General features: G+C 59.0%; 23 protein-coding genes. 2 read left to right on the top strand and 21 right to left on the bottom strand.

The window, feature by feature from the left end:
* Positions 1–101 precede the first annotated feature (101 nt).
* From AC0IXA_RS25960 to AC0IXA_RS25890, 15 genes are all read right to left on the bottom strand, one after another.
* A complete protein-coding gene (locus AC0IXA_RS25960; protein WP_471814743.1) occupies positions 102–683 on the bottom strand; it encodes a phage tail assembly protein in 582 nt (193 codons plus the stop codon).
* A gap of 158 nt (positions 684–841) precedes the next feature.
* Positions 842–1,348: a phage major tail tube protein gene (locus tag AC0IXA_RS25955; RefSeq protein ID WP_471814742.1), complete on the bottom strand. Its 507-nt coding sequence runs from the start codon at positions 1,346–1,348 to the stop codon at positions 842–844.
* Positions 1,348–2,514, bottom strand: a complete 1,167-nt coding sequence (locus AC0IXA_RS25950; protein WP_471814741.1) for a phage tail sheath protein — start codon at positions 2,512–2,514, stop codon at positions 1,348–1,350. Before AC0IXA_RS25950 ends, AC0IXA_RS25955 begins: the two co-directional genes overlap by 1 nt.
* 2 nt (positions 2,515–2,516) lie before the next feature.
* The gene (locus tag AC0IXA_RS25945) at positions 2,517–2,702 is read right to left on the bottom strand and encodes a hypothetical protein (RefSeq protein ID WP_471814740.1); all 186 of its coding nucleotides are present in this window, start codon (positions 2,700–2,702) and stop codon (positions 2,517–2,519) included.
* 101 nt (positions 2,703–2,803) lie between these two features.
* The gene (locus AC0IXA_RS25940; protein WP_341638585.1) at positions 2,804–3,349 is read right to left on the bottom strand and encodes a DUF4376 domain-containing protein; all 546 of its coding nucleotides are present in this window, start codon (positions 3,347–3,349) and stop codon (positions 2,804–2,806) included.
* Between the two features lie 9 nt (positions 3,350–3,358).
* On the bottom strand, positions 3,359–5,782 hold the full coding sequence (locus AC0IXA_RS25935) for a phage tail-collar fiber domain-containing protein (RefSeq protein WP_341638584.1): 2,424 nt from the start codon (positions 5,780–5,782) through the stop codon (positions 3,359–3,361).
* A complete protein-coding gene (locus AC0IXA_RS25930; RefSeq protein WP_341638583.1) occupies positions 5,783–6,418 on the bottom strand; it encodes a phage tail protein I in 636 nt (211 codons plus the stop codon). It abuts the gene before it with no gap.
* Positions 6,415–7,410 (bottom strand): baseplate J/gp47 family protein, encoded by a 996-nt coding sequence (locus AC0IXA_RS25925; RefSeq protein WP_341638582.1) that lies wholly within the window; start codon positions 7,408–7,410, stop codon positions 6,415–6,417. Before AC0IXA_RS25925 ends, AC0IXA_RS25930 begins: the two co-directional genes overlap by 4 nt.
* Complete coding sequence (locus tag AC0IXA_RS25920; protein ID WP_016771443.1) at positions 7,407–7,739, bottom strand: phage baseplate protein; 333 nt, start codon at positions 7,737–7,739, stop codon at positions 7,407–7,409. The genes AC0IXA_RS25925 and AC0IXA_RS25920 overlap by 4 nt, the downstream gene beginning before the upstream one ends.
* Positions 7,740–7,753: 14 nt before the next feature.
* The gene (locus AC0IXA_RS25915) at positions 7,754–8,362 is read right to left on the bottom strand and encodes a phage baseplate assembly protein V (RefSeq protein WP_341638581.1); all 609 of its coding nucleotides are present in this window, start codon (positions 8,360–8,362) and stop codon (positions 7,754–7,756) included.
* A gap of 3 nt (positions 8,363–8,365) precedes the next feature.
* Positions 8,366–8,887 (bottom strand): hypothetical protein, encoded by a 522-nt coding sequence (locus tag AC0IXA_RS25910; RefSeq protein ID WP_341638580.1) that lies wholly within the window; start codon positions 8,885–8,887, stop codon positions 8,366–8,368.
* Between the two features lie 71 nt (positions 8,888–8,958).
* Positions 8,959–9,297, bottom strand: a complete 339-nt coding sequence (locus AC0IXA_RS25905; protein WP_056783240.1) for a phage holin family protein — start codon at positions 9,295–9,297, stop codon at positions 8,959–8,961.
* A gap of 139 nt (positions 9,298–9,436) precedes the next feature.
* Positions 9,437–9,841 carry a tail fiber assembly protein gene (locus tag AC0IXA_RS25900; RefSeq protein ID WP_341638579.1) on the bottom strand — a complete coding sequence of 135 codons (405 nt, stop codon included), beginning with the start codon at positions 9,839–9,841 and terminating at the stop codon, positions 9,437–9,439.
* A 132-nt stretch (positions 9,842–9,973) separates the two neighbouring features.
* The gene (locus AC0IXA_RS25895) at positions 9,974–10,390 is read right to left on the bottom strand and encodes a tail fiber assembly protein (protein ID WP_341638578.1); all 417 of its coding nucleotides are present in this window, start codon (positions 10,388–10,390) and stop codon (positions 9,974–9,976) included.
* 513 nt (positions 10,391–10,903) lie between these two features.
* Positions 10,904–11,647 (bottom strand): LexA family transcriptional regulator, encoded by a 744-nt coding sequence (locus AC0IXA_RS25890; RefSeq protein WP_073476015.1) that lies wholly within the window; start codon positions 11,645–11,647, stop codon positions 10,904–10,906.
* Positions 11,648–11,849: 202 nt separating this feature from the next.
* Between AC0IXA_RS25890 and mutS the strand changes: the two genes are divergently transcribed.
* A complete protein-coding gene (gene mutS, locus AC0IXA_RS25885; RefSeq protein WP_341638577.1) occupies positions 11,850–14,432 on the top strand; it encodes a DNA mismatch repair protein MutS in 2,583 nt (860 codons plus the stop codon).
* A 163-nt stretch (positions 14,433–14,595) separates the two neighbouring features.
* Complete coding sequence (gene fdxA, locus AC0IXA_RS25880; protein WP_016771449.1) at positions 14,596–14,919, top strand: ferredoxin FdxA; 324 nt, start codon at positions 14,596–14,598, stop codon at positions 14,917–14,919.
* A 531-nt stretch (positions 14,920–15,450) separates the two neighbouring features.
* On the opposite strand, the gene rpoS is transcribed toward fdxA, so the two are convergent.
* From rpoS to ispF, 6 genes are all read right to left on the bottom strand, one after another.
* Positions 15,451–16,458 (bottom strand): RNA polymerase sigma factor RpoS, encoded by a 1,008-nt coding sequence (rpoS, locus tag AC0IXA_RS25875; RefSeq protein WP_016771451.1) that lies wholly within the window; start codon positions 16,456–16,458, stop codon positions 15,451–15,453.
* Positions 16,459–16,564: 106 nt separating this feature from the next.
* Positions 16,565–17,434, bottom strand: coding sequence for a peptidoglycan DD-metalloendopeptidase family protein (locus AC0IXA_RS25870; RefSeq protein ID WP_471814739.1), 870 nt, complete (start codon positions 17,432–17,434; stop codon positions 16,565–16,567).
* Between the two features lie 212 nt (positions 17,435–17,646).
* A complete protein-coding gene (locus tag AC0IXA_RS25865) occupies positions 17,647–18,282 on the bottom strand; it encodes a protein-L-isoaspartate(D-aspartate) O-methyltransferase (RefSeq protein WP_160768345.1) in 636 nt (211 codons plus the stop codon).
* A 38-nt stretch (positions 18,283–18,320) separates the two neighbouring features.
* On the bottom strand, positions 18,321–19,070 hold the full coding sequence (surE, locus tag AC0IXA_RS25860; protein WP_024011837.1) for a 5'/3'-nucleotidase SurE: 750 nt from the start codon (positions 19,068–19,070) through the stop codon (positions 18,321–18,323).
* A complete protein-coding gene (truD, locus tag AC0IXA_RS25855; RefSeq protein ID WP_471814738.1) occupies positions 19,058–20,116 on the bottom strand; it encodes a tRNA pseudouridine(13) synthase TruD in 1,059 nt (352 codons plus the stop codon). The genes surE and truD overlap by 13 nt, the downstream gene beginning before the upstream one ends.
* A complete protein-coding gene (ispF, locus tag AC0IXA_RS25850) occupies positions 20,113–20,586 on the bottom strand; it encodes a 2-C-methyl-D-erythritol 2,4-cyclodiphosphate synthase (RefSeq protein ID WP_341638575.1) in 474 nt (157 codons plus the stop codon). Before ispF ends, truD begins: the two co-directional genes overlap by 4 nt.
* Between the last annotated feature and the right edge of the window lie 41 nt (positions 20,587–20,627).

The raw sequence follows: 20,627 nt of genomic DNA, 5'->3' as shown, positions 1-20,627 counted from the left end.
GCGAGTGATCGCTATGTCGTAGCGGCGCAACGCCTTTTCGGCGTCCCATTCCAGAATCTCCGCTTCACTTACCGGGTAAATGAGCGGGACGATATCGAGGATTACTTCGATGTCGCGTTCCGAAAGTAGGCCGCCGGCTGGTTTAAAAAATCGTCGATGCGCACCTGCAATTGCGTCCAGTCCGGGACGGTGAGCTGGGCCAGATCAGGGATCATCAGGCCGGTGCAGTGGGCAGTGATGAATTCGGCGCGTTCCTTGGCCGTTTTCAGTTTCTTCATCACTTTGGTGGCGCGCAGCACGGGCATTTCCAGGCTCAGCGAAGTCACGGTGCGGCCGGTCACGGCGAGCGGTTGCAGCAATTGCACTTGATCGGGATCGTCGGATTTCTCCGCGTCCTCGATCTGGTCGAGAAAGTACGCACTCGGCCGGGTCGACATCTCATGGACGTACTGGGCGATGCTCACGTAGTCCGGGCGCTTGAGCTGATCGAGTTCCTTGACCGACAGGCCGGTGGCGAGCAGCGCCAGCTCGAAGAACTGATCGTCTTCGTCATCGCCGGCGCGTTCCAGCGCATCTTTTTGTGCGGCGTAGAACAGCGGTTTGAGCCGGATCGATTCGATCTGCGAGCCATCGTCGCCGGTGATCGGTGACAGCAGTTCGTGTTGGGGGGGCATCCACGGCATGTATGAATTCCTTGGTGATTCTTTGGGAATTATTGAAATCCCTTGTGGGAGCGGGCTTGCCCGCGATGAGGTCGGTACTTCCAACACTGAGTTGATTGACCCACCGCTATCGCGGGCAAGCCCGCTCCCACAGGTTTTGTGTGTTGTGTGCTGCCGGTTTACGGCATCAACACCGCACGCCGTGCATCACCGAGGATGTCGACGCCGTTGAGCACGAACTTCTGCGTGCGCACGTCGACGTCGATCACCGGCACGCCGTTTTCAAGGCGGTTGTAGGTGCGGCAGGACAGTTCCAGATTGGTCTTGGGCTTCTCGCCCATTTTCACTGCGGTTTCCTCAAGGGATTTCAACTGGCCGCCGACGGTGTGGTAGGTGAACCAGGTATTGCCGTCCTGATCCTGACCGGCTTCACGCACGTTGAGCAGGATGTCGTCGCCCAGCTTCACGCCCAGCGCCAGCAGCACTTCGGCGCCGAGGCCTTGCAGGGTCAGCTTGGCGCCGAGCGCTTTGCCGCCCTTGGCCATTTCTTCGACGATGAAGCGCCCGCCGCGCATCTCTTCCATGTCGAATTCGATTTTCGGCGGGGTGAATTCCTCAACGGTCGCCGACAATGGCAGGCCTTGCAGGGTGGCCGCGATGGCCTGTCTTACGCGGTTGGTAAACATTAGAGAACGTCCTCCAGGAACTGCTCGATGATTTCATCGCGGGCGTTGAGTTGATAAACCATGTGTTCGTTCGGCGCGTAGCGGCCGTAGTCGATGACCACGTACCAGGTGCCGTTCTTGTACTTCTCGACGCTGTTGAGTTCCGGGTGCAGATACACGCTGCCGCCGGGAATGGTTTCGTCGGCGACCAGGGTTTGCAGCCAGTCGTTGATGCGCTTGACCTCCTGATCCATGAAGGATTTGGTGAGGTTCTTGGCCATGGCTTTCTGGCCGGCCTTGACCAGCTTGCGGCTGATCGCATCTTCGAGGCCGACGTAGCTGATGAACTTGCCGGTGATCGAGCGGTTACCCAGCAGCGAGAAACCGCCGAGCACGGTGCGGGCGTAGTAGCTGACGCCGTAACGGTTGAGCAGATCGCCTTCGGTGGAAGTGTCGAGGATGTTGTACTCGACGACGCGCGAAACGTCTTCGGCGAAAGTCACCTGGTTGCCCGGGCTCTCCCATTGCTTGACCTTGGCCAGCGCGGCAATCGCCAGACTGGACGGCGACAGGAAGACGTTTTTCTTCGCTGCTTTCGAATACACGGCGGGCATGTTGTGCACCACCAGGCAACGGTCGAAACCGAGTTCGGCGCCGCCGAGTTCCTGGCTGTACAACACCTGATCGGCCACCGACACATCCTTGCCGTCCAGCACGACGCGGGCCTTGATGCGCTTGCCGAACGCGGCGAACTCACCGGCCACCGCTTTAGTGCCGGTGAAGCCCGGCGCACCGATGATGGTCAGGTCTTCCGAGACACTGCCCAGCGCCGCCAGACCCAGCTTGCGGCCAGTGGCCGGCTCGACACCGCCGATCACATTGTTGACCGTGTCGGCCGGCGTCGCGCCGGCCTCGACGATGACTACGTACACCGGCACTTTCACCACTTTGAGGATCTGGTAAACCGCGTGGTACAGCGTGCCCTCTTCCGACCCAGTCGGATCGAGCAGCGCATGGGTGGTGAAGCTGTTGATGCGAAACGGCGCGTTTCGCGGAATCAGCGGATCGGCTTTCGGCGCAGTGCCGACCAGCCCGATGACGTTGTCACCCAGGCCACCCATGGCCTCGGGGGATTCGGTGGCATTGACGGTAATGCCGTTGTGCTCGAAGTTCAGAACCTCAGCCATGTTCAGTCAGCCTTCTTGGCAGCGGCCTTTTTGGCCTGGGTGATAGGGGTTTTCAGTTCCAGTCGACCGGCAAAGTGCAAGGCACGGGCCTCGACATCGAGCAGATCGAGTTCTTGACCAACGCTCGACCAATGCCCACCTCCGGTGGGGAATGGGACGAGCACGGTGTAGGTTTGGCGGGTTGCCATTTTTCGTTTCTCCATAAACGGGAAAGCCCCTCATGGGGAGGGGCTTTGGCGGGTGTTGGGTGTTTTGACGGGGATAACAAAACGCCCCAGGATCGGAGCGGTTAGTAAGTAAGAGAACTTGATGTCTGCGACTTAAAATACGGCCAACCTTTCTTGAGCATATCTTCCAAGTAAGTACCAGCTTCAATGAATTTAAGCAGTTCGAGTTCTCGGTCGAAACAAGCTTGGACGTGAGCCCTGACGGCTTTGGCGATCGCTAGAATCTTTAGGGCATCAATTTCCACGAATCCATCGAGCGATTTGAAGTTGCAACGATAATCAGGATCAAGGATCGCCGAGAGAGCCGCGCCATAGATCAGAGCCGCGCTTTCGCGGGAGGTCGAGACGCAAAGCCCCTCCACTGACACGACGGAGTTTTCTCGCTCGTAGCGCTCGGCGGCGACAGACTTCGCATAGTCCGCAGCCGCTTCCGGGAACGCCTCTTTCACTATTTGTTCGCCCACTTTACGCCAGATACCATCGGTTTCTTGCGTCAACCTGATAAACAAATCCTGGTCAATTTTTACTGCTGACGTGGGGATCTTATGAACTCCCTCGATCAGACAGGTCTGTAACTTCGCTTTTTCGTCAAACAGTGCGTATTTCATGATCTCTCCTTAACTACCCACCGCGATCCAATGGAATACAGTGACCCCGGGAAATGTATGTTTTCCATAAAATGCATTCAGATTTGAAACACCCACGTCCACATACCCGTTCACCGCAGAACCCGGCGTGTAGTTCAAAGTAGCGTTCAGGCTGTACATGGCATTTGGGAAAGCGATAGGAAAGGCCGTTGCGATATCCGTACCGCCATTTCCTGAAACTCTTCCCCACTGGATGATCAGACCTCCCAGCCATGAGGGGAAGATGATGTAGCCATTAATGGCTTTGAGGATTTGAAAGCCCCAGCGAAGTTTTTTGGGCGTGACGGTTGTTGTGTCGTTAGCTCCGGTATCCGTCAGTTCTTGAGTGGCAATTTGAGCGGTGCCACGCTTGATTTCAGTCGCTTGTTGAGCCAAAGCGGCTAAACCGGCGATATCAATACTTCCCTGATTGATCGGCGCGTTCCAGGCTTTGATGCACCACATGACGGCAAGGTTGCGGGGACGGGTTTCCGTTCCACCTGCGTTCACTGTCGTGACAACAGTCACCGTCTGCATGGTAGTTCCGGCATCTACAGCGGAAAGAAAAGCACCTGTAGATATCGCTGCAACAGCACCATTGACCTTACCACCCTGCCATTCGCCTGCCGGATCCAATGTAGCGCCGGTTTCGTCAAAATAACGGTGATTGTGCGCCTTAAAGGATTCTGCCTGGATACTTCCCAAAGCTCGACCAGCATCCACTCCGCGGCCATGATCCCAGCCACGCAGAAACTCGCCACGCGACTCCGGCAAACGGAAGTTCCCCGCCCCCTCGTTACCCTTGTTGTAGGTGGTACCGAGAAGAGCCGCTAGATCAGGATAAGCCGCAATACTCTGCACACTGCCATCCAGCTCCAGATAACCGGGAGCGACGATGCCGGTCGGGAACGCCAGAACAGCCCCCACCGGAACGGCGGATTTCAGCCGTTCGACCTCCTTCGCCAGCGCGGAGACATCAATCGTTCCCTGATTGACCGGGGCGTTCCAAGCTTTGATGCACCACATGACGGCGATGTTGCGGGGGCGTGCCTCTGCGCCACCAGAACTATTGAAACCTGCCGCGAAATTGTTCATTACGGCCGTATTGCCGTTGTCTACCACTACGGCACTTGGATTGCTGCCGGAAGCATTAGCGAACGCCTGCATGCGGGTGACCGTATGAGCGTGCGATTTGTTGTCGTCGGCCTGCCAGCTGCCAAGCCCACGTCCGGCATCCACTCCCCGCCCATGATCCCAACCGCGCAAAAACTCCCCACGCGCCTCCGGCAGCCGGAAGTTACCAACCCCCTCATCCCCCTTGTTGAACTTGCCACCCAGATAAGCACTCAAGTCCGGATAAGTCGCACTGCTCTTGACGCTGTTATCCAGCTCCAGAAAACCCGGCGGTGGCGCATCAACCGGAAACGCCACAATCGATCCCACTGGCAACGCAGAAGCCTTGGCAATCAACGCCTCAACTTCAGCCTTGGTGTACGAATCCTTGATGCCAAACCCAGCCAGCGTTTCCGGATTGGCCCCAGCCGTAGCGCGGCCATATTCGTCAACGGTCAGACTTTTATAAGTCCCGGCCGCAATCCCGGTGCGGCCTGCGAGCATCTTGAACGTCAGTGCAGTCGTGCCGAGGTTGATCGGCGCGTTGGTAGTCAGGTGCCACAGCGAATCTCCGTTCGCCGTGCCCTCCTCCACCATCACCGTCAGGCCCGGGGTGACCTTGGCGCTGGTGCTGGCATCGGTCGCCCGCTGCCAGTCGCCATTGGCGACGATCCACAGGCCGTTGTCCTTGGCCAGGGTCTGGCTCGGCAACAGCACGCGATCGCCGGCCACCACGGCAACACCATCGATCTGCTGGGCGCCGTTGAGTACGATATTGCCGGTGGCAGCGACGCGTACCGACTGCTTGCCATCGAGCTTGCCGAGTTCTTCGGCCAGATAACTCATGACCCAGGCACGGGTGGCCTTGACCACCGTGTCATCGATCAACAAGGTCACCAGCGAGGCATTGCTGGTCTCGAAAATCGAGCGAATGTAAAACTCTTTGCCCGAGCCCGAGGTGGCGAGCACCGGTTTGAACGACTCCGGATATTTGACGATGGCGTAGAGAATTCCAGTGTCGGTCCACAGCCCGGCCTCTCGCACGTACCAGCCGCCGACATCCGGCGGGATGGTGACTTCGGCGAGCAGCCAGCTCGGATTTTTCTCATCCTGAAACAGCGCATTGAGCGGTCCGCGCCAGACTTCGCGTTTCAGTGCGGTTGCGGTGGCGGCCGGGTTGTAGACCGCGCCGCCGCCGTCGCCGACGGAAATCTGCGTCAGCTTGATCGGCGTACCGGCGGCCTTGCACGCCGTTTCGTAGGCAATCCCTGCGTTGGTGAGCAGGGTGTAATAGTCAGCCATTCAGGCCCCCTGAGGATAAATAGTGGATGTTTCGACGGTGTACAACGCAGCGGCCAGGAACGCCTCGCCAGAGGTTTCAAGGCCTTCGATGAACACTGGATAAACCGTGGTCAGCTCACCGCAGAACGTAGCGGCACCGATGACGTGATTGCCGAATGCGCTCAAGCCCACCGACACCGAAAGAACGTCCCTCTCGCTTTTCGCATCGGCCAGACGGCGGTCGAGACGTGCATCAATTTCTTCGCTGTAGGGTTGTTCGCTGAAGGCACGCACGGAAAAGCTGTACGGCGCGCCGGGCGGTGTCTGTTCGTACCAGGCGCGGATCTCGGGTCTTAATTGCAAACCCTTGGCGGCGTTTTCCAGCGCCTTGCGAGTGCCGGCCTGGCGCGCGGTGGGCCAGGCCAGTTCGACGGTGAGGCGCTTCTCCGCCACCGGCGCATCAGTGCTCCATTCGGCGACGCCACGATCGGCAGCCAGATAAGGCAGGAAAGCCACTGGCGTTTCGCTGGGGTTCATCAATTCCGGGAACGGCGGTGCGATGCGATCGAGCAAGGCGCCGAAGCCCAGATCCAGTCCGCGCTCAAGTGCCGAGCTGTTGGCTGGCAGTAAGGTCGGGCGCTGAGTTTTTTCACTCATAGCGTCAGCACCTCGACTTCGACCGCGGTGCAATAAGGCGCCTGAAAAGCGGTGGTGACGATCGGCGCCAGCGGTTCGAGAATCTGCAGTTGTACGGCGCCGGCGCTGTGCAACGTGTAGTCGATCCAGCTCGGATCGACCCGACCTTCGAGGCGATGGCAACTGTCGGCATACGCCTGCAATTGTGCTTGCGCGGCGACCCTGGTCAGGCCCGAATCAGGGCCGGAATTGATCTTGGCAATGACGCGGATTTTGTAGCGCTGGATCTCGGCAGCCTTGACGGTGACGAGGTCGGTTTCCGGGCGCACATCAGGGCGGGCAAAGTGCTGACGAACGCCGTCGAGCAATGTCTCGGAAGGTGTGCCATCGCCTTCTCGCGAAAGCACGGTGACCTGCACTTCGCCCGGCGCAGTGCGCCGCCCGTTGCCATCCTTGACCTGCGCGGCGAGGCCGTCGGGATCGAAGGTGTAGGTGACGTTTACCACGCCGGAATCAGTGGACTCGACCTGCACCGTGGGCCGCTCGCCGAGGGTGAATACCTCACGGCGATACTGCATCCGCGAACCCGCCGCCGGTGCATGGGGCGCGAGGTAATAACGCAGCCGAGCGTCGTCATCACTTTCATAAATCGCCGGCACCGGCGGGAATGCCGCCGGGTCGCCGGGATCGAGCAATTGCCGCTCAAGGCCCATGTCCGCCAGCCGCGCATCCAGATTGCTGCCGGTCGCCCACCACGCCAGCATCTGCTTGATGCGTGCGTTGTATTTGCGCTCATGGGTTTGCAGACGCACGCAGAACGCTTCCAGCGCCAGGGTCAGCAATTCGCTTTCGTTTTCCAGACTCGCCTTGAGATTCACGGCGCTGGCCGGAGAGCGAGCCCCCACGTATTCGATGACGAAACTCTTGAACTCGGCGAGCAAGTCTTCGAACGCTTCAACCGTGATCAGCGCGGGTTCGGCCAACTGATTCTGGCCAGGTATCAGCATGCTCATGTCAGCACCTCGAAGGTTTGTTGGCGGTTTTTCCAGGTGCCGGCGAAGCGCAGCAGCAGGCCGTCGCCGTGACGGCTGGCGACAATCACTTGCGGCTGAAAATCGTCGATGCCGTTTTGCGAGTTGTAGAACGCTTGCGCGGCGTGGCTCTGTGCCAGAAGCAGAATGTCGTCACCGAGGTTCTGCCCGAGCAGCGTGGGAATCAGCGAACCGTACAAAGGTCGTTTCTGCCGGGTGCCCAGCGGTGTGGTCAGGGCTCGGGTCGCGCGCTGCACAAATTGCAGCCAGTCGTCGACCGTGGCCCCGCTGTCTCTATCGATTCCGATCATGGGAGGCTCTTGAATCAGGGGCTGATGACGCGGCCCTGGTGATCGACCAAGGGGCCACTGAAGTGCACGCCCGAGGCGTCGATGCTCAGGCCGACGGCGCCCAGTTGCAGGGTGATCAGCTGTGGCGACATGGCCAGACGTGCAGGGCCGATGCTCAGTTCGAGCGACTCGCGAGACCCGTTGAATTGCGCGGGTCCGTTCAGCCAGTGCAAGGCGTGGCTGGCGTCGTCGTAACCGCTTTCGCTGCCGTCCCGATGCACCCGACGGGTCAGCGTCGGCACAGTCGAGGTCGGGGGGAAACGGTCACTGTTCAAGCCGAACAACGCGACACTCTGCGCACCGCTTTCACCGCTGCCGTAGTTGAACAGCAGGCACTGCTCTCCCACCGTGGGGATGCGCGATTCGCTTTGCGCACCGGCGCTAGGGTTGAAGAATTTGATCGCCGGGGTGAACAATCCACCATGGCTGACTTGGCAAGTGTTACTCGCCGCATCAACTGACTGACAGATGCCAATGCGACAGAAACTCTCGGCGCGGCGGTGCAAGTCTTCAATTTCCGCTTCCATTTCCGCCAGACGCTCAATGATCGGGCCAAGCTGCATACGCAGTAATGCATCGAACATCGGTCAGCCCTCCAGCGCGGTGTACTGGTCTGGATCGTCGATGTTGCTGACTTCCCAGGTGCGAGCGAATTTCGGCATGCCCAGCGGATCGTCGAGCAGGGTCGAGCCGAGGTAGAGCGTCTGCTCGAAGGTCAGGGTCCAGGCTTTGTATTGTTGATCCGCACTGATAAGCAACGACGGCAAGCCATCGATATTCAGGGGCAGATCGCATTGATCGCCGGGCAATCCCCAGCGGTTGTCGGTGATCAGGTTTTTCAGCAAGGCGATCAGATCGCACGCTGCAAAAGCGGTCGCAGAAAGCGCCGGGATGACTTGCAGTGACAACGTCATGACATGAGCGATACGCCCATCAGCGCCGCGCACGCCGGACGCATTTCGGGCAAAGTCGATCAGTACCCAGGCTTGAGCGCCCGCCACTGTGAAATCAGCGTGACTACCGACATTGAGGTTGAGACCGGCGGTGTTGCGCAGTGTCGTCGCGATGGCTGTGAACAGTTGCGACGGCTGCTGGATCGGTGTGGGCATAGATGACCTCCTTTTCAATCGTCCACGCGCAGCCCTGCCGCCAACATGGCGGCACGGAGAAATATTCAGGGTTAAGGGTGGTCGCGCGGCGGCACTTCGCAGACGCCGATGCGCTTGGCCGCCCAGCGTTCGTAAAGGCCGATGGCGACATCAGCGCCGGCCATCGCGGTCAGGCAGCCAAACGCGCCAGCGGCCCAGATCGACATGCCGGCGGCATACAGCAGCATGATTGCCGACACGCCGCAGATCATGCAGGCACCAGAGCGTAGCGCCAGCCGCCGTACCAGTGACCAGCCGCGGGCGCCCTCCTTGTCGGCACGCCACATTTCGCCGGACACCCCTCCGACGACGGCGAGGAGGATGACCAGCCAGATCGGCATGTCCGCCAACGCTTGTTGCTCGTTTGTCATGTCACGCCTCCGTGGGCAGTGGGTGATAGATGGGAATCGAGTTCAAATAATGTCTCTTCAGGCAGGCATTCCAAAAAGCCCGGCCTTGCGCCAGGCTTTTCAGCAATGCGGTCCCGCCGATCGATTACTCGAGTTGGAATCAGTAAGGTGCGACTGGCCACGCGATGTTCGCCGGATAACCCGACTGCTGATCGATGTCGCTGAGGGCGATGCAGTATTGCTTTTGGGCCAACAGCCGAGCCTGGTCTTCGCTGGTGGCGACGCCGACGTCGACTTTGAACTGCAGCGAGTTCATCAGTAACCAGTTGGCGGCCCCATTCAGCAATTGCCACTTCTGCTGTTCGGCTTCGTTTCGCAGCTCTTCTTCGGTCGGTGCAGAGAAGGTCCAGACCCCATTGAAGGTTGCGCTCCAACCCACCCGAATATCCGTACTGCCGGTTACATCAACCCAAACCGAGGTTGGCGAAGCGGGTGGTTCAAGACTCACTTCACTTTCTTTCAACTGGACAACTCGGTTGTATTCAACCAGTGCATAAAGACTCATTGGGTCTTCCTCATTTACTCTTTGGCAGGAATGTCGCCGTGCAACTGGCAGGTATTTAAAAGCCCGGCAACAAGGCCGGGCTCTTCAGTAATGCACTGCGCATTTCAATATTGCGGATGCGTCAAATGTCGCTTATGGCACTTCAGGCCAAATGACGCTCAGTGGATAGCCCGGCTGTTTGTTGACTTGGCTCATCGCGATGAAGAACTGCTTGTAGGCCAGCAGTGCGGCCTCTTCAGCAGGTGTTGCCAGCCCCAGCTCGACTTTTTGTACCAGCGCGGACGATGCCAGGGTGAAGTTGACTTTATCGAAACGAGTCACTCTTTCGTTACGCATTTGAATAGCCAACATGGACGGTTGCCCCCACATATCGCTATCAGTAAATGTCCAGACGCCGTCGGTGTTCACCGCGTTCCAGGAATAATCGATCTTGGGCAATGCGCTGACATCCACCCAGACTTGGTCCGCCGGAAACTCATCGGTGATCGGGTTCGCGGTTTCAAAAATGTTGTCGACTTTGCCAGCGACGACACGTGCGTATTTCTTCATGCTCATCATCCTTATTGAGTGCCGGCATCCCGGCGTTTCAGTTCCTGCCCGGTAGGCAAAAGCCCGGCGCTTGCACGCCGGGCTTTTCAGTAATGCGCTCCTTCGCCTTCCTTCCAATCCTGTGTTCGAGAAGGAAGCTGACTTTTCGGCGCTACTGGCGCGGTACGAGTCCATTCAGATTGTTTTTCCGACCGCGGTCCCTGCCCGCCGGATAACTGCTTCTGGTGCTTTACGCTGCACACCCGGGTCAGTTGCCAACCCTCTGAACCGTTGAGGCCGGTTCATCGCTGCCTGTTCTTGTGGAACTAAAGAGCCTGTCTTGCCAGCCGCTTTGTCGAGCGGCTTGGTGGCAAGAATATGCATGGATGCATATACAGTCAATGCGTAAATGCATTTATTTATGCATTAAATTTGCGCGTATGCATGAAACCCAAGCGGGCCAAGGGGTGGGGAGATTTATGCAGGCGAAAAAAAAACCTGCCGAGGGGCAGGTTTCAAATCAATCGAAAGGGACTAGCGGGCGTACATGCCCCACCAGAAGACGTGACCGAGGATGACGATCTGCTCTTCCTGGATTTCCTGGAAGCTGTAGTCCTCATCCGGATGCTCGTCGCGATTGAAGCTGCGCAGACGGATGCCGGTGGGCAGGCGATAGAGTTGCTTCACGCGCAATTGGCCGTTGTGATTGATCGCATACAGATCGCCATCAATGATGTCGCCGATGCCGCACTTGCCGGCGTTGACGCCGACGGTGGCGCCATCACGCAGGACCGGCAACATGCTGTTGCCGCGCACCGTCACGCATTTGGCCTGGTCGAACTGCACACCGTTATGGCGCAGGCTGCGCTTGCCGAAGCGCAGGCTGGAGCGCTCGCTCTCTTCGATGACGAATCTTCCTGATCCAGCAGCCAATTCAACCTCACGTAGAAAGGGCACCGACACCTCGTCGTCATCGACGGGCGTGTCGTCGTCCCACAGGCTTATGTCCTTGAGTTCCGCATGCACGTCAGCGCGAGTGCCGCCGGTCGTTGGCGTGACATCCGCACGCCCGCGCAGCTGATCGGTGCTGACGTTGAAATATTCAGCGATCTTCGAGATGTGTTTATCCGAAGGATCGACAATCTTCCCGCTGAGAATCCGCGAGAGCGTTGATTGAGGCACGCCGGTGCGACGGTGGAGCTCCGTGGGGGAGATCCCGTGCTGATCGAGCAGTGCTCTTAAGACGGAGGAAACGTTGCGTTTTTGCATAACGCGCATAGTGCTTGAAGTTTTTCCCGAAGACAAATGCTGATTTGCATAAATCGTGCATAGGTCAACTTTTTTCCGCAAGTAAACGTTCACCCGACCGCAGCGCCTGCGTCGGGCAGACCGCCCATGGTAACCTTGCGCCCATCGCGGAAAAGCCCGGCCACTGCCCGCGCTTTGCCCTACATCTTTTAACGAGTTGCCCGACAATCCGATGAATAAAGCCGTCTCCGACCTGTCCTCCCACACTCCGATGATGCAGCAATACTGGCGCCTGAAGAATCAGCACCCGGACCAGCTGATGTTCTATCGCATGGGCGATTTCTACGAAATCTTCTACGAAGATGCGAAGAAAGCCGCCAAGTTGCTGGACATCACCCTGACCGCGCGCGGGCAGTCGGCGGGTCAGGCGATTCCGATGTGTGGGATTCCTTACCACGCGGCGGAAGGTTACCTGGCGAAACTGGTCAAGCTCGGCGAGTCGGTGGTGATTTGCGAGCAGGTCGGCGACCCGGCCACCAGCAAAGGCCCGGTGGAGCGCCAGGTCGTACGGATCATCACGCCGGGGACAGTCAGCGACGAGGCGCTGCTGGATGAACGCCGCGATAACCTGATTGCAGCGGTATTGGGCGACGAGCGTCTGTTCGGTCTGGCGGTGCTGGATATCACCAGCGGCAACTTCACCGTGCTTGAGATCAAAGGCTGGGAAAACCTGCTGGCGGAACTGGAGCGGGTCAACCCGGTGGAACTGTTGATTCCAGATGACTGGCCAAAAGACCTGCCGGCGGAGAAACGCCGTGGCGTACGTCGTCGTGCGCCGTGGGACTTTGAGCGTGACTCGGCGTTGAAAAGTCTCTGCCAGCAGTTTTCCACCCAAGACCTGAAAGGCTTCGGCTGCGAAAACCTGACCCTGGCCATCGGCGCTGCCGGCTGCCTGCTGGCCTACGCCAAGGAGACCCAGCGCACGGCCCTGCCCCACTTGCGCAGCCTGCGTCACGAACGTCTCGATGACACCGTGGTGCTCGACGGCGCCAGCCGGCGCAATCTCGAACTCGACACCAATCTGGCCGGTGGCCGCGACAACACCCTGCAATCGGTGGTCGATCGCTGCCAGACCGCCATGGGCAGCCGTTTGCTGACTCGTTGGCTGAACCGGCCGTTGCGCGACCTCACCGTGCTGCTCGCCCGTCAGACGTCGATTCGCTGCCTGCTCGACGGCTACCGTTTTGAAAAGCTGCAACCGCAGCTCAAGGAGATCGGCGACATAGAGCGGATTCTGGCGCGGATCGGCCTGCGCAATGCGCGGCCGCGTGACCTTGCGCGTCTGCGTGACGCTCTCGGCGCACTGCCCGAACTGCAAGTGGCGATGACCGATCTGGAAGCGCCGCACCTGCAGCATCTGGCGGCCACCACCAGCACCTATCCAGAACTGGCGGCGCTGCTGGCCAAAGCCATCATCGATAACCCGCCTGCGGTGATCCGTGACGGCGGCGTGCTGAAAACCGGTTACGACAGCGAACTCGACGAACTGCAATCGCTGAGCGAAAACGCCGGCCAGTTCCTCATCGATCTCGAAGCCCGGGAGAAAGCCCGTACTGGTCTGGCCAACCTCAAAGTCGGCTACAACCGTATCCACGGCTACTTCATCGAACTGCCGAGCAAGCAGGCTGAATCGGCGCCGGCCGACTACATCCGCCGGCAGACGCTCAAAGGCGCCGAGCGTTTCATCACGCCCGAGCTGAAAGAGTTCGAAGACAAGGCGCTGTCGGCCAAGAGTCGCGCGCTGGCCCGGGAAAAGATGCTTTATGAAGCGCTGCTCGAAGACTTGATCAGCCGGTTGCCGCCGTTGCAGGACACCGCCGGCGCATTGGCCGAGCTGGATGTGCTGAGCAACCTTGCCGAGCGTGCGCTGAATCTTGACCTGAACTGCCCGCGTTTCGTCAGCGAGCCGTGCATGCGCATTACCCAGGGTCGTCACCCGGTGGTCGAGCAAGTGCTGACCACGCCGTTCGTGGCCAACGATCTGAGCCTGGATGACAACACGCGCATGCTGGTCATCACCGGCCCGAACATGGGCGGTAAATCCACTTACATGCGGCAGACCGCTTTGATTGTGTTGCTGGCGCATATCGGCAGTTTCGTACCGGCCGCCAGTTGCGAGTTGTCGCTGGTCGACCGCATCTTCACCCGTATCGGCTCAAGCGATGATCTGGCCGGCGGTCGCTCGACCTTCATGGTCGAGATGAGCGAAACCGCCAACATCCTGCATAACGCGACCGAGCGCAGTCTGGTGCTGATGGACGAAGTCGGGCGCGGTACCAGCACCTTCGACGGTCTGTCGCTGGCGTGGGCGGCGGCCGAGCGCTTGGCCCATCTGCGCGCCTACACCCTGTTTGCTACGCACTATTTTGAACTGACCGTGCTGCCGGAAGCCGAACCTCTGGTAGCTAACGTGCATCTCAATGCCACCGAGCACAACGAACGGATCGTGTTCCTGCACCATGTTCTGCCTGGGCCTGCCAGTCAGAGCTATGGCTTGGCAGTCGCACAACTGGCGGGTGTGCCGAGCGAAGTGATCTTGCGCGCGCGCGAGCATCTGAGTCGCCTGGAAGACACTGCCCTGCCCCACGAGGCGCCGAAACCGGCGGCCAAGGGCAAGCCGTCGACACCGCAGCAAAGCGATATGTTCGCCTCGCTGCCACATCCGGTGCTCGATGAATTGGCCAAGGTCGATCTGGATGACATGACGCCACGGCGTGCGCTCGAAATGCTCTATGCACTGAAGAACCGGATATAAGCACTGAAGAAGCGGATATAACGCAATTCGCTTCAAGCTGTTAGAATCTCGCGCGGTTCGGGATGCTGCTGGCTCATAGCCTGGTCAGCAGGTATCGCTCCCGAACCTGGCGACCCCAACCGTGAAGGGGCAACGCTGCCGCCGCCTGAGGAGAAAATTAGAAATGACCTTCGTCGTCACCGACAACTGCATCAAGTGCAAGTACACCGACTGCGTAGAAGTCTGTCCGGTGGACTGCTTTTACGAAGGCCCGAACTTCCTGGTGATTCACCCGGACGAGTGCATCGACTGCGCGCTGTGTGAACCAGAATGCCCGGCTGTGGCGATCTTCTCGGAAGACGAGATCCCAAGCGGCATGGAAAACTTCATCGAGCTCAATGCCGAGCTGGCGGATATCTGGCCGAACATCACCGAGCGCAAGGATCCTCTCCCGGATTCCGCTGATTGGGATGGCAAGCCGAACAAGATCGAACAACTCGAACGCTGATCTACCCCGCGCTCGACTGAAAGGCCCCTTGTGGGCCTTTTTGCTTTTGCAGGTTTTACTTTTCTGCAGACGAAAAAAGGGGCGGTATGACCCGCCCACATTTTTTCCCTATTCCCTGTATTCCCTTTTCATCGTCCTGATGAATCGCCTCCTGCGATGTCCGTTCCCCTCTTCCGTGAAGGGCGTGTCTATCCGTCGACACAGCCCTGATATTAGAGAGTTTCCGCAGCGGAGCAATCAGGCTCACGCGCAGGTCTGCGCTGACATAAAGACATAACAATTGAAAATATTTATATAAATCAGTAGGTTAACATTTAGCAGTGATCGCAATCGCCTTCTGCCGAAGTGTAAAAATAACGAACACTTACGACACAGTAAGCAAAGGCTTACAGCGCGAGACTACAAACTCAGAAAATGCTGACCGCTCGTCTGGCACCTCGCCCGACAAACGCGATGCACGATACAGGCATAAACAAAAAGCCCCGACTGATTGAATCAGCCGGGGCTTTTTGCGGGCGGACGATCAGGCGCTTATTGGAACAGCGACTCGCTCGACAGGCCGTTCTTCTCCAGGATCTCGCGAAGGCGCTTGAGCCCTTCCACCTGGATCTGCCGTACCCTCTCGCGGGTCAGACCGATCTCCAGGCCGACATCTTCCAGCGTGCTGCTTTCGTGCCCGCGCAGGCCGAAGCGGCGAATCACCACCTCGCGCTGCTTGTCGGTCAGCTCCGACAACCATTGATCGATGCTCTGCGACAGGTCATCGTCCTGCAGCAGTTCGCACGGATCGGTGGGACGATCGTCAGTGAGGGTGTCCAGCAGGGTTTTATCCGAATCCGGACCCAGCGAGACGTCGACCGAAGAAACCCGTTCGTTCAGGCCCAGCATGCGCTTGACCTCGCCCACCGGTTTCTCCAGCAGGTTGGCGATTTCTTCGGGTGAAGGTTCGTGGTCGAGTTTTTGCGTCAGCTCCCGTGCGGCCCGCAGGTACACGTTGAGCTCCTTGACCACATGAATCGGCAACCGGATGGTCCGGGTCTGATTCATGATCGCGCGTTCGATGGTCTGACGGATCCACCACGTGGCGTAGGTCGAGAAGCGGAAGCCGCGCTCGGGATCGAACTTTTCCACCGCGCGGATCAGGCCGAGGTTGCCCTCTTCAATCAGATCCAGCAGCGACAGCCCCCGATTGACGTAACGCCGGGCGATCTTGACGACCAGCCGCAGGTTACTTTCGATCATGCGCTTGCGCCCGGCCGGATCGCCACTTTGCGACAAGCGCGCAAAATGAACTTCTTCTTCCGGGGAGAGCAGAGGGGAAAAGCCGATTTCGTTGAGATACAGCTGCGTGGCATCAAGTGCCCGAGTGTAGTCGATGTATTTATGTTGTTTGAGTGTGGCGGAGTGTCTGGATTTGGAACGAACGGAAGGTGGAGCAGCCCCTTCATCATTCAACATCGAATCCGAATCGATGCCGGTCTCCATAAGGAGAACCTCATCGTCGATGTCAAACTCCGGCACTTCTTTACTGAGAGCCATTGTTATAGTCCTTTGGTGAGTTCGACCCCAAGCTCAAGCGACGCCTTTATCCTTGGCAACGCTGGAGCCTGTCCCCTCTACGCGACGGAACAGGCTGGCCTACAAATCAACGTCTTGGCAGGAACTGCAGCGGATCCACTGGTTTACCTTGGCGGCGAATCTCAAAATGCAGTTTCACCCGGTCTGTACCCGTTGACCCCATTTCGGCAATTGTCTGTCCGACCTTGACCTGCTGCCCCTCCCGAACCAACAGCCTGCGGTTATGTCCGTAAGCACTGACGTAGGTTTCGCTGTGTTTGATGATGACCAATTCGCCGTAGCCCCTTAAGCCACTCCCGGCGTATACGACCGTCCCATCAGACGCAGCTAAAACAGGCTGTCCCAAATCTCCGGCGATATCAATTCCTTTATTCAAACTACCGTTTGAAGAGAATTTTCCAATCAGAACGCCATTAGATGGCCATCCCCAGCCGGTCGGGGCCGGGCCTGCCGGAGGCAGTGGAGCGGGTGCCGGTTTGCTCGCGACGGACGGTACAACCCCTTTGGAACCGGTGGTTGTAGTGGTTGTGGTGCCATTCGCCTGGCGCCGGATTACTGTGGTTTTACTCGACGAAGAAGGCGAGGAACTGGAGTTGCTCACCACCGCTGTCGGCGTTGAACCGCTGCGCCCGTCGAAGCGAATTGTCTGACCCGGATGGATCGTATACGGCGTAGGAATATTGTTCCGGGCCGCGAGGGTTTTGTAGTCCCAGCCGTAACGAAAGGCGATCGAAAACAAGGTATCGCCGGGGCGGACTACATATTGCCCGGTAGTAACGGTTGGACGTTGCGCGACCGAATTATTGCGATCGACAACCCGTACGTTGCTCGATTTGGTGCTGGAGCAACCGACCAGCAAGGTGCTCAAGACAAGGCCAGTCACCAGGCGCTGAAAGCTCGTGTTACCCATACGGTGCGCAATGACTGTGAGACTCACCCGCCGCTCCCTTTGTGGTGGCTGAAAAATTCTGAATGCCGCATTGCGGCATGAGGTGTCGCAAGTATAACGGGCCGAACCGGCTTTACCTTTAATGAAGCGAAATCACCGGACGCACACGTTTGCCAGGGGCAAGTACGCGGCGTTTAAACTCTGGCTGCCGGTGTAAGACCGGCGCCGTTGAAAGGAATTCAGCGCCTGCTTGCAAATGCTCAGGCCAGTGGACCGTTGAGCAAAGGTACGAAACGCACAGCGCCCAAAACGTGTCGGGAAAAGCCATGTTCTTCGCGCACGATCAGCATCAGTTGTTGCACTTCACCGGAGCCGACCGGAATCACCATGCGCCCACCAGGGGCCAGTTGATCCAGTAAAGCCTGCGGTACATCGGTGGCGACGGCGGTGACGATGATGCCGTTGTATGGCGCCAGCGCCGGCCAGCCTTCCCAGCCATCGCCCCAGCGAAATACCACGTTGCGCAGGTTCAGCTCGACCAGACGCTCCTTGGCACGATCCTGCAACACCTTGATGCGCTCGACGGAAAACACCCGCTCAACCAGTTGCGACAACACTGCCGTCTGGTAGCCGGAACCGGTGCCGATTTCCAGCACTTTATCCAGCGGACCGGCCTCCAGCAGCAGCTCGCTCATGCGCGCCACCATATAAGGCTGGGAGATGGTCTGGTTGTTGCCGATCGGCAGCGCGGTGTCTTCATAAGCGCGATGCGCCAGCGCCTCGTCGACAAACAGATGACGCGGCGTGCGGCGGATCACTTCCAGCACTTTGGCGTTCGACACGCCTTCTTCATACAGCCGCTGGATCAGTCGCTCACGGGTACGTTGGGAGGTCATGCCTATGCCGCTGCGCAGGCGGTCGTCGTGTTCACGCATCAGCTCAGCCCCCCCAGCCAGCCATCAAGACTTCTGAAGGCATCATTGAAAGTGCGATCGAGCTGCAACGGTGTGATGGACACATAACCCTGCATCACGGCATGAAAATCGGTGCCCGGGCCGCCATCTTCAGCGTCGCCGGCAGCGGCGATCCAGTAACCGGCCTTGCCGCGCGGATCGACCACTTTCATCGGCGCCGCCGCGCGGGCGCGATGGCCGAGACGGGTCAACTGAATGCCACGGATGTGATCGATAGGCAGATTGGGAATGTTCACGTTGAGTACCGTGCGCGGTGGCAGATCGAGCCCGGCGTGGGCCTCGACCAGTTTGCGCGCAAAGTAGGCCGCAGTGGGCAGGTTATCCACTTGGCGCGAGACCAGTGAAAAGGCAAACGATGGGCGCTCGAGAAATCGTCCTTCAAGGGCTGCCGCCACGGTTCCGGAATACAGCACGTCGTCACCGAGGTTGGCGCCCAGGTTGATGCCGGAAACCACCATGTCCGCCTCGCGCTCAAGCAAGCCGTTGAGGCCCAGGTGAATGCAATCGGTCGGTGTGCCGTTGAGGCTGATAAAGCCGTTGGCCAGGTATTGCGGGTGCAGCGGACGGTCGAGCGTCAGCGAACTGCTGGCGCCGCTTTTGTCCTGTTCCGGGGCGATAACCACGCATTCGGTGTAATCCGCCAGCGCAGCATAAAGCGCGGCGAGACCGGGCGCGGTTACCCCATCGTCGTTAGAAATCAGAATACGCATGGGCTGTCCGTCTGCCCCACCGGCACCAGATCAACGAGCTCGCGCACCAATACGGTGGCAAAGCATCCGGCCGGGAGGACGAATTCCAGTTGCAGAATGTCAGGTTGGGGATAATGCCACGTCAACCCGCCAATGGGCAGCCGCAGGATGCGACGTTCATGGCTCATGCCGGCGTGGATCAACCAGTCGCGCAGATCCGCTTCGCGGGCGGCGATCTCCTGCTCCAGTTCATGGACAGCACCAGCAGCCGGCGAGTCACCTTCGCCCCACTGCGGACCGGTCGGGTGCAGGTCGAGAATTGCCAGACGCGGGTCGCTGCATTCGGCTTCACCGGCCGGGAAAAAACTGCGGCTGTCGGTGAAGGCCAGCAGATCGCCAACCCGCGCGGTGTTCCAGGTGCCATCGGCGACGCGCGCCGCCAGCACCTGGTTGAACAGAAAGCTGCGCGCCGTCGACAGCAACCGCGAACGCACATTGCGCTGTTCCGGCAAAGCCTTGCGCGCCGCCCACGCCCGGGCATCGACAACGTTGCCGCCGTCATGGCCGAAGCGCTGGGCGCCGAAATAATTGGGAATGCCTTGTTTGGCGATCAGTTGCAGGCGCTGTTCAAGCGCCTCTTTGTCGCCATTGAATTGCGTCAGGCGCAACGTGAAACCGTTGGCCGAATGCGCACCGCGTTGCAGTTTGCGTTTATGACGCGTGGTATTGAGGATCTTCAGCGTGTCGTTTTCAGCGGCCGACAGATCCGGATCGGCCTTGCCCGGCAACTGCACGCTGAACCACTGTCGGGTCAGGGCCTGACGGTCCTTGAGGCCGGCATAGCTGACGGTGCGCAACGGCACGCCGGCTGCCTTGGCGATACGCCGCGCCGCTTCTTCGGTATTGAGGCCGCGCTTTTCCACCCAGATCCACAGGTGTTCGCCGTCGCCGCTGAACGGGATATCCAGTACTTCATCGACCTGAAAATCTTCGGCAATGGCTTTCAGTACCGCTGTGCCGAGGGGCTCACCGTAGGCCCGCGGGCCGAGCAATTGCAGTTCATTCATGCGCGCAGCAACAAGGCAACGGAGTGTACGGCGATGCCTTCTTCGCGACCGACAAAGCCAAGCTTTTCGGTGGTGGTAGCTTTGACGTTCACTTGATCCAACTCAACTTGAAGATCCGCCGCGATCAGCGCGCGCATCGATTCGATATGCGGCGCCATTTTTGGCGCCTGGGCAACGATGGTGTTGTCGACGTTGCCGACTTTCCAGCCCTTGGCGTGGATCAGACTGACCACATGACGCAACAGCACACGGCTGTCGGCGTCCTTGAATTGCGGATCGGTGTCCGGGAAGTGTTTGCCGATATCACCCAGCGCCGCCGCGCCGAGCAAGGCATCGCTCAAGGCGTGCAGCAGGACGTCACCGTCGGAATGAGCGAGCAGCCCGAAGCTGTGTGCAATCTGCACGCCGCCCAGAGTAATGAAATCGCCTTCAGCGAAACGGTGCACATCGTAGCCGTGGCCAATACGCATAAAAAAACGCCCCGATTTTTGTCAGGGCGTGATTCTACCTG

Source organism: Pseudomonas sp. AC083, assembly GCF_979253165.1.
The sequence above is the reverse complement of the archived record's forward strand: the minus strand, read 5'-3'. Positions and strand labels throughout refer to the sequence as shown.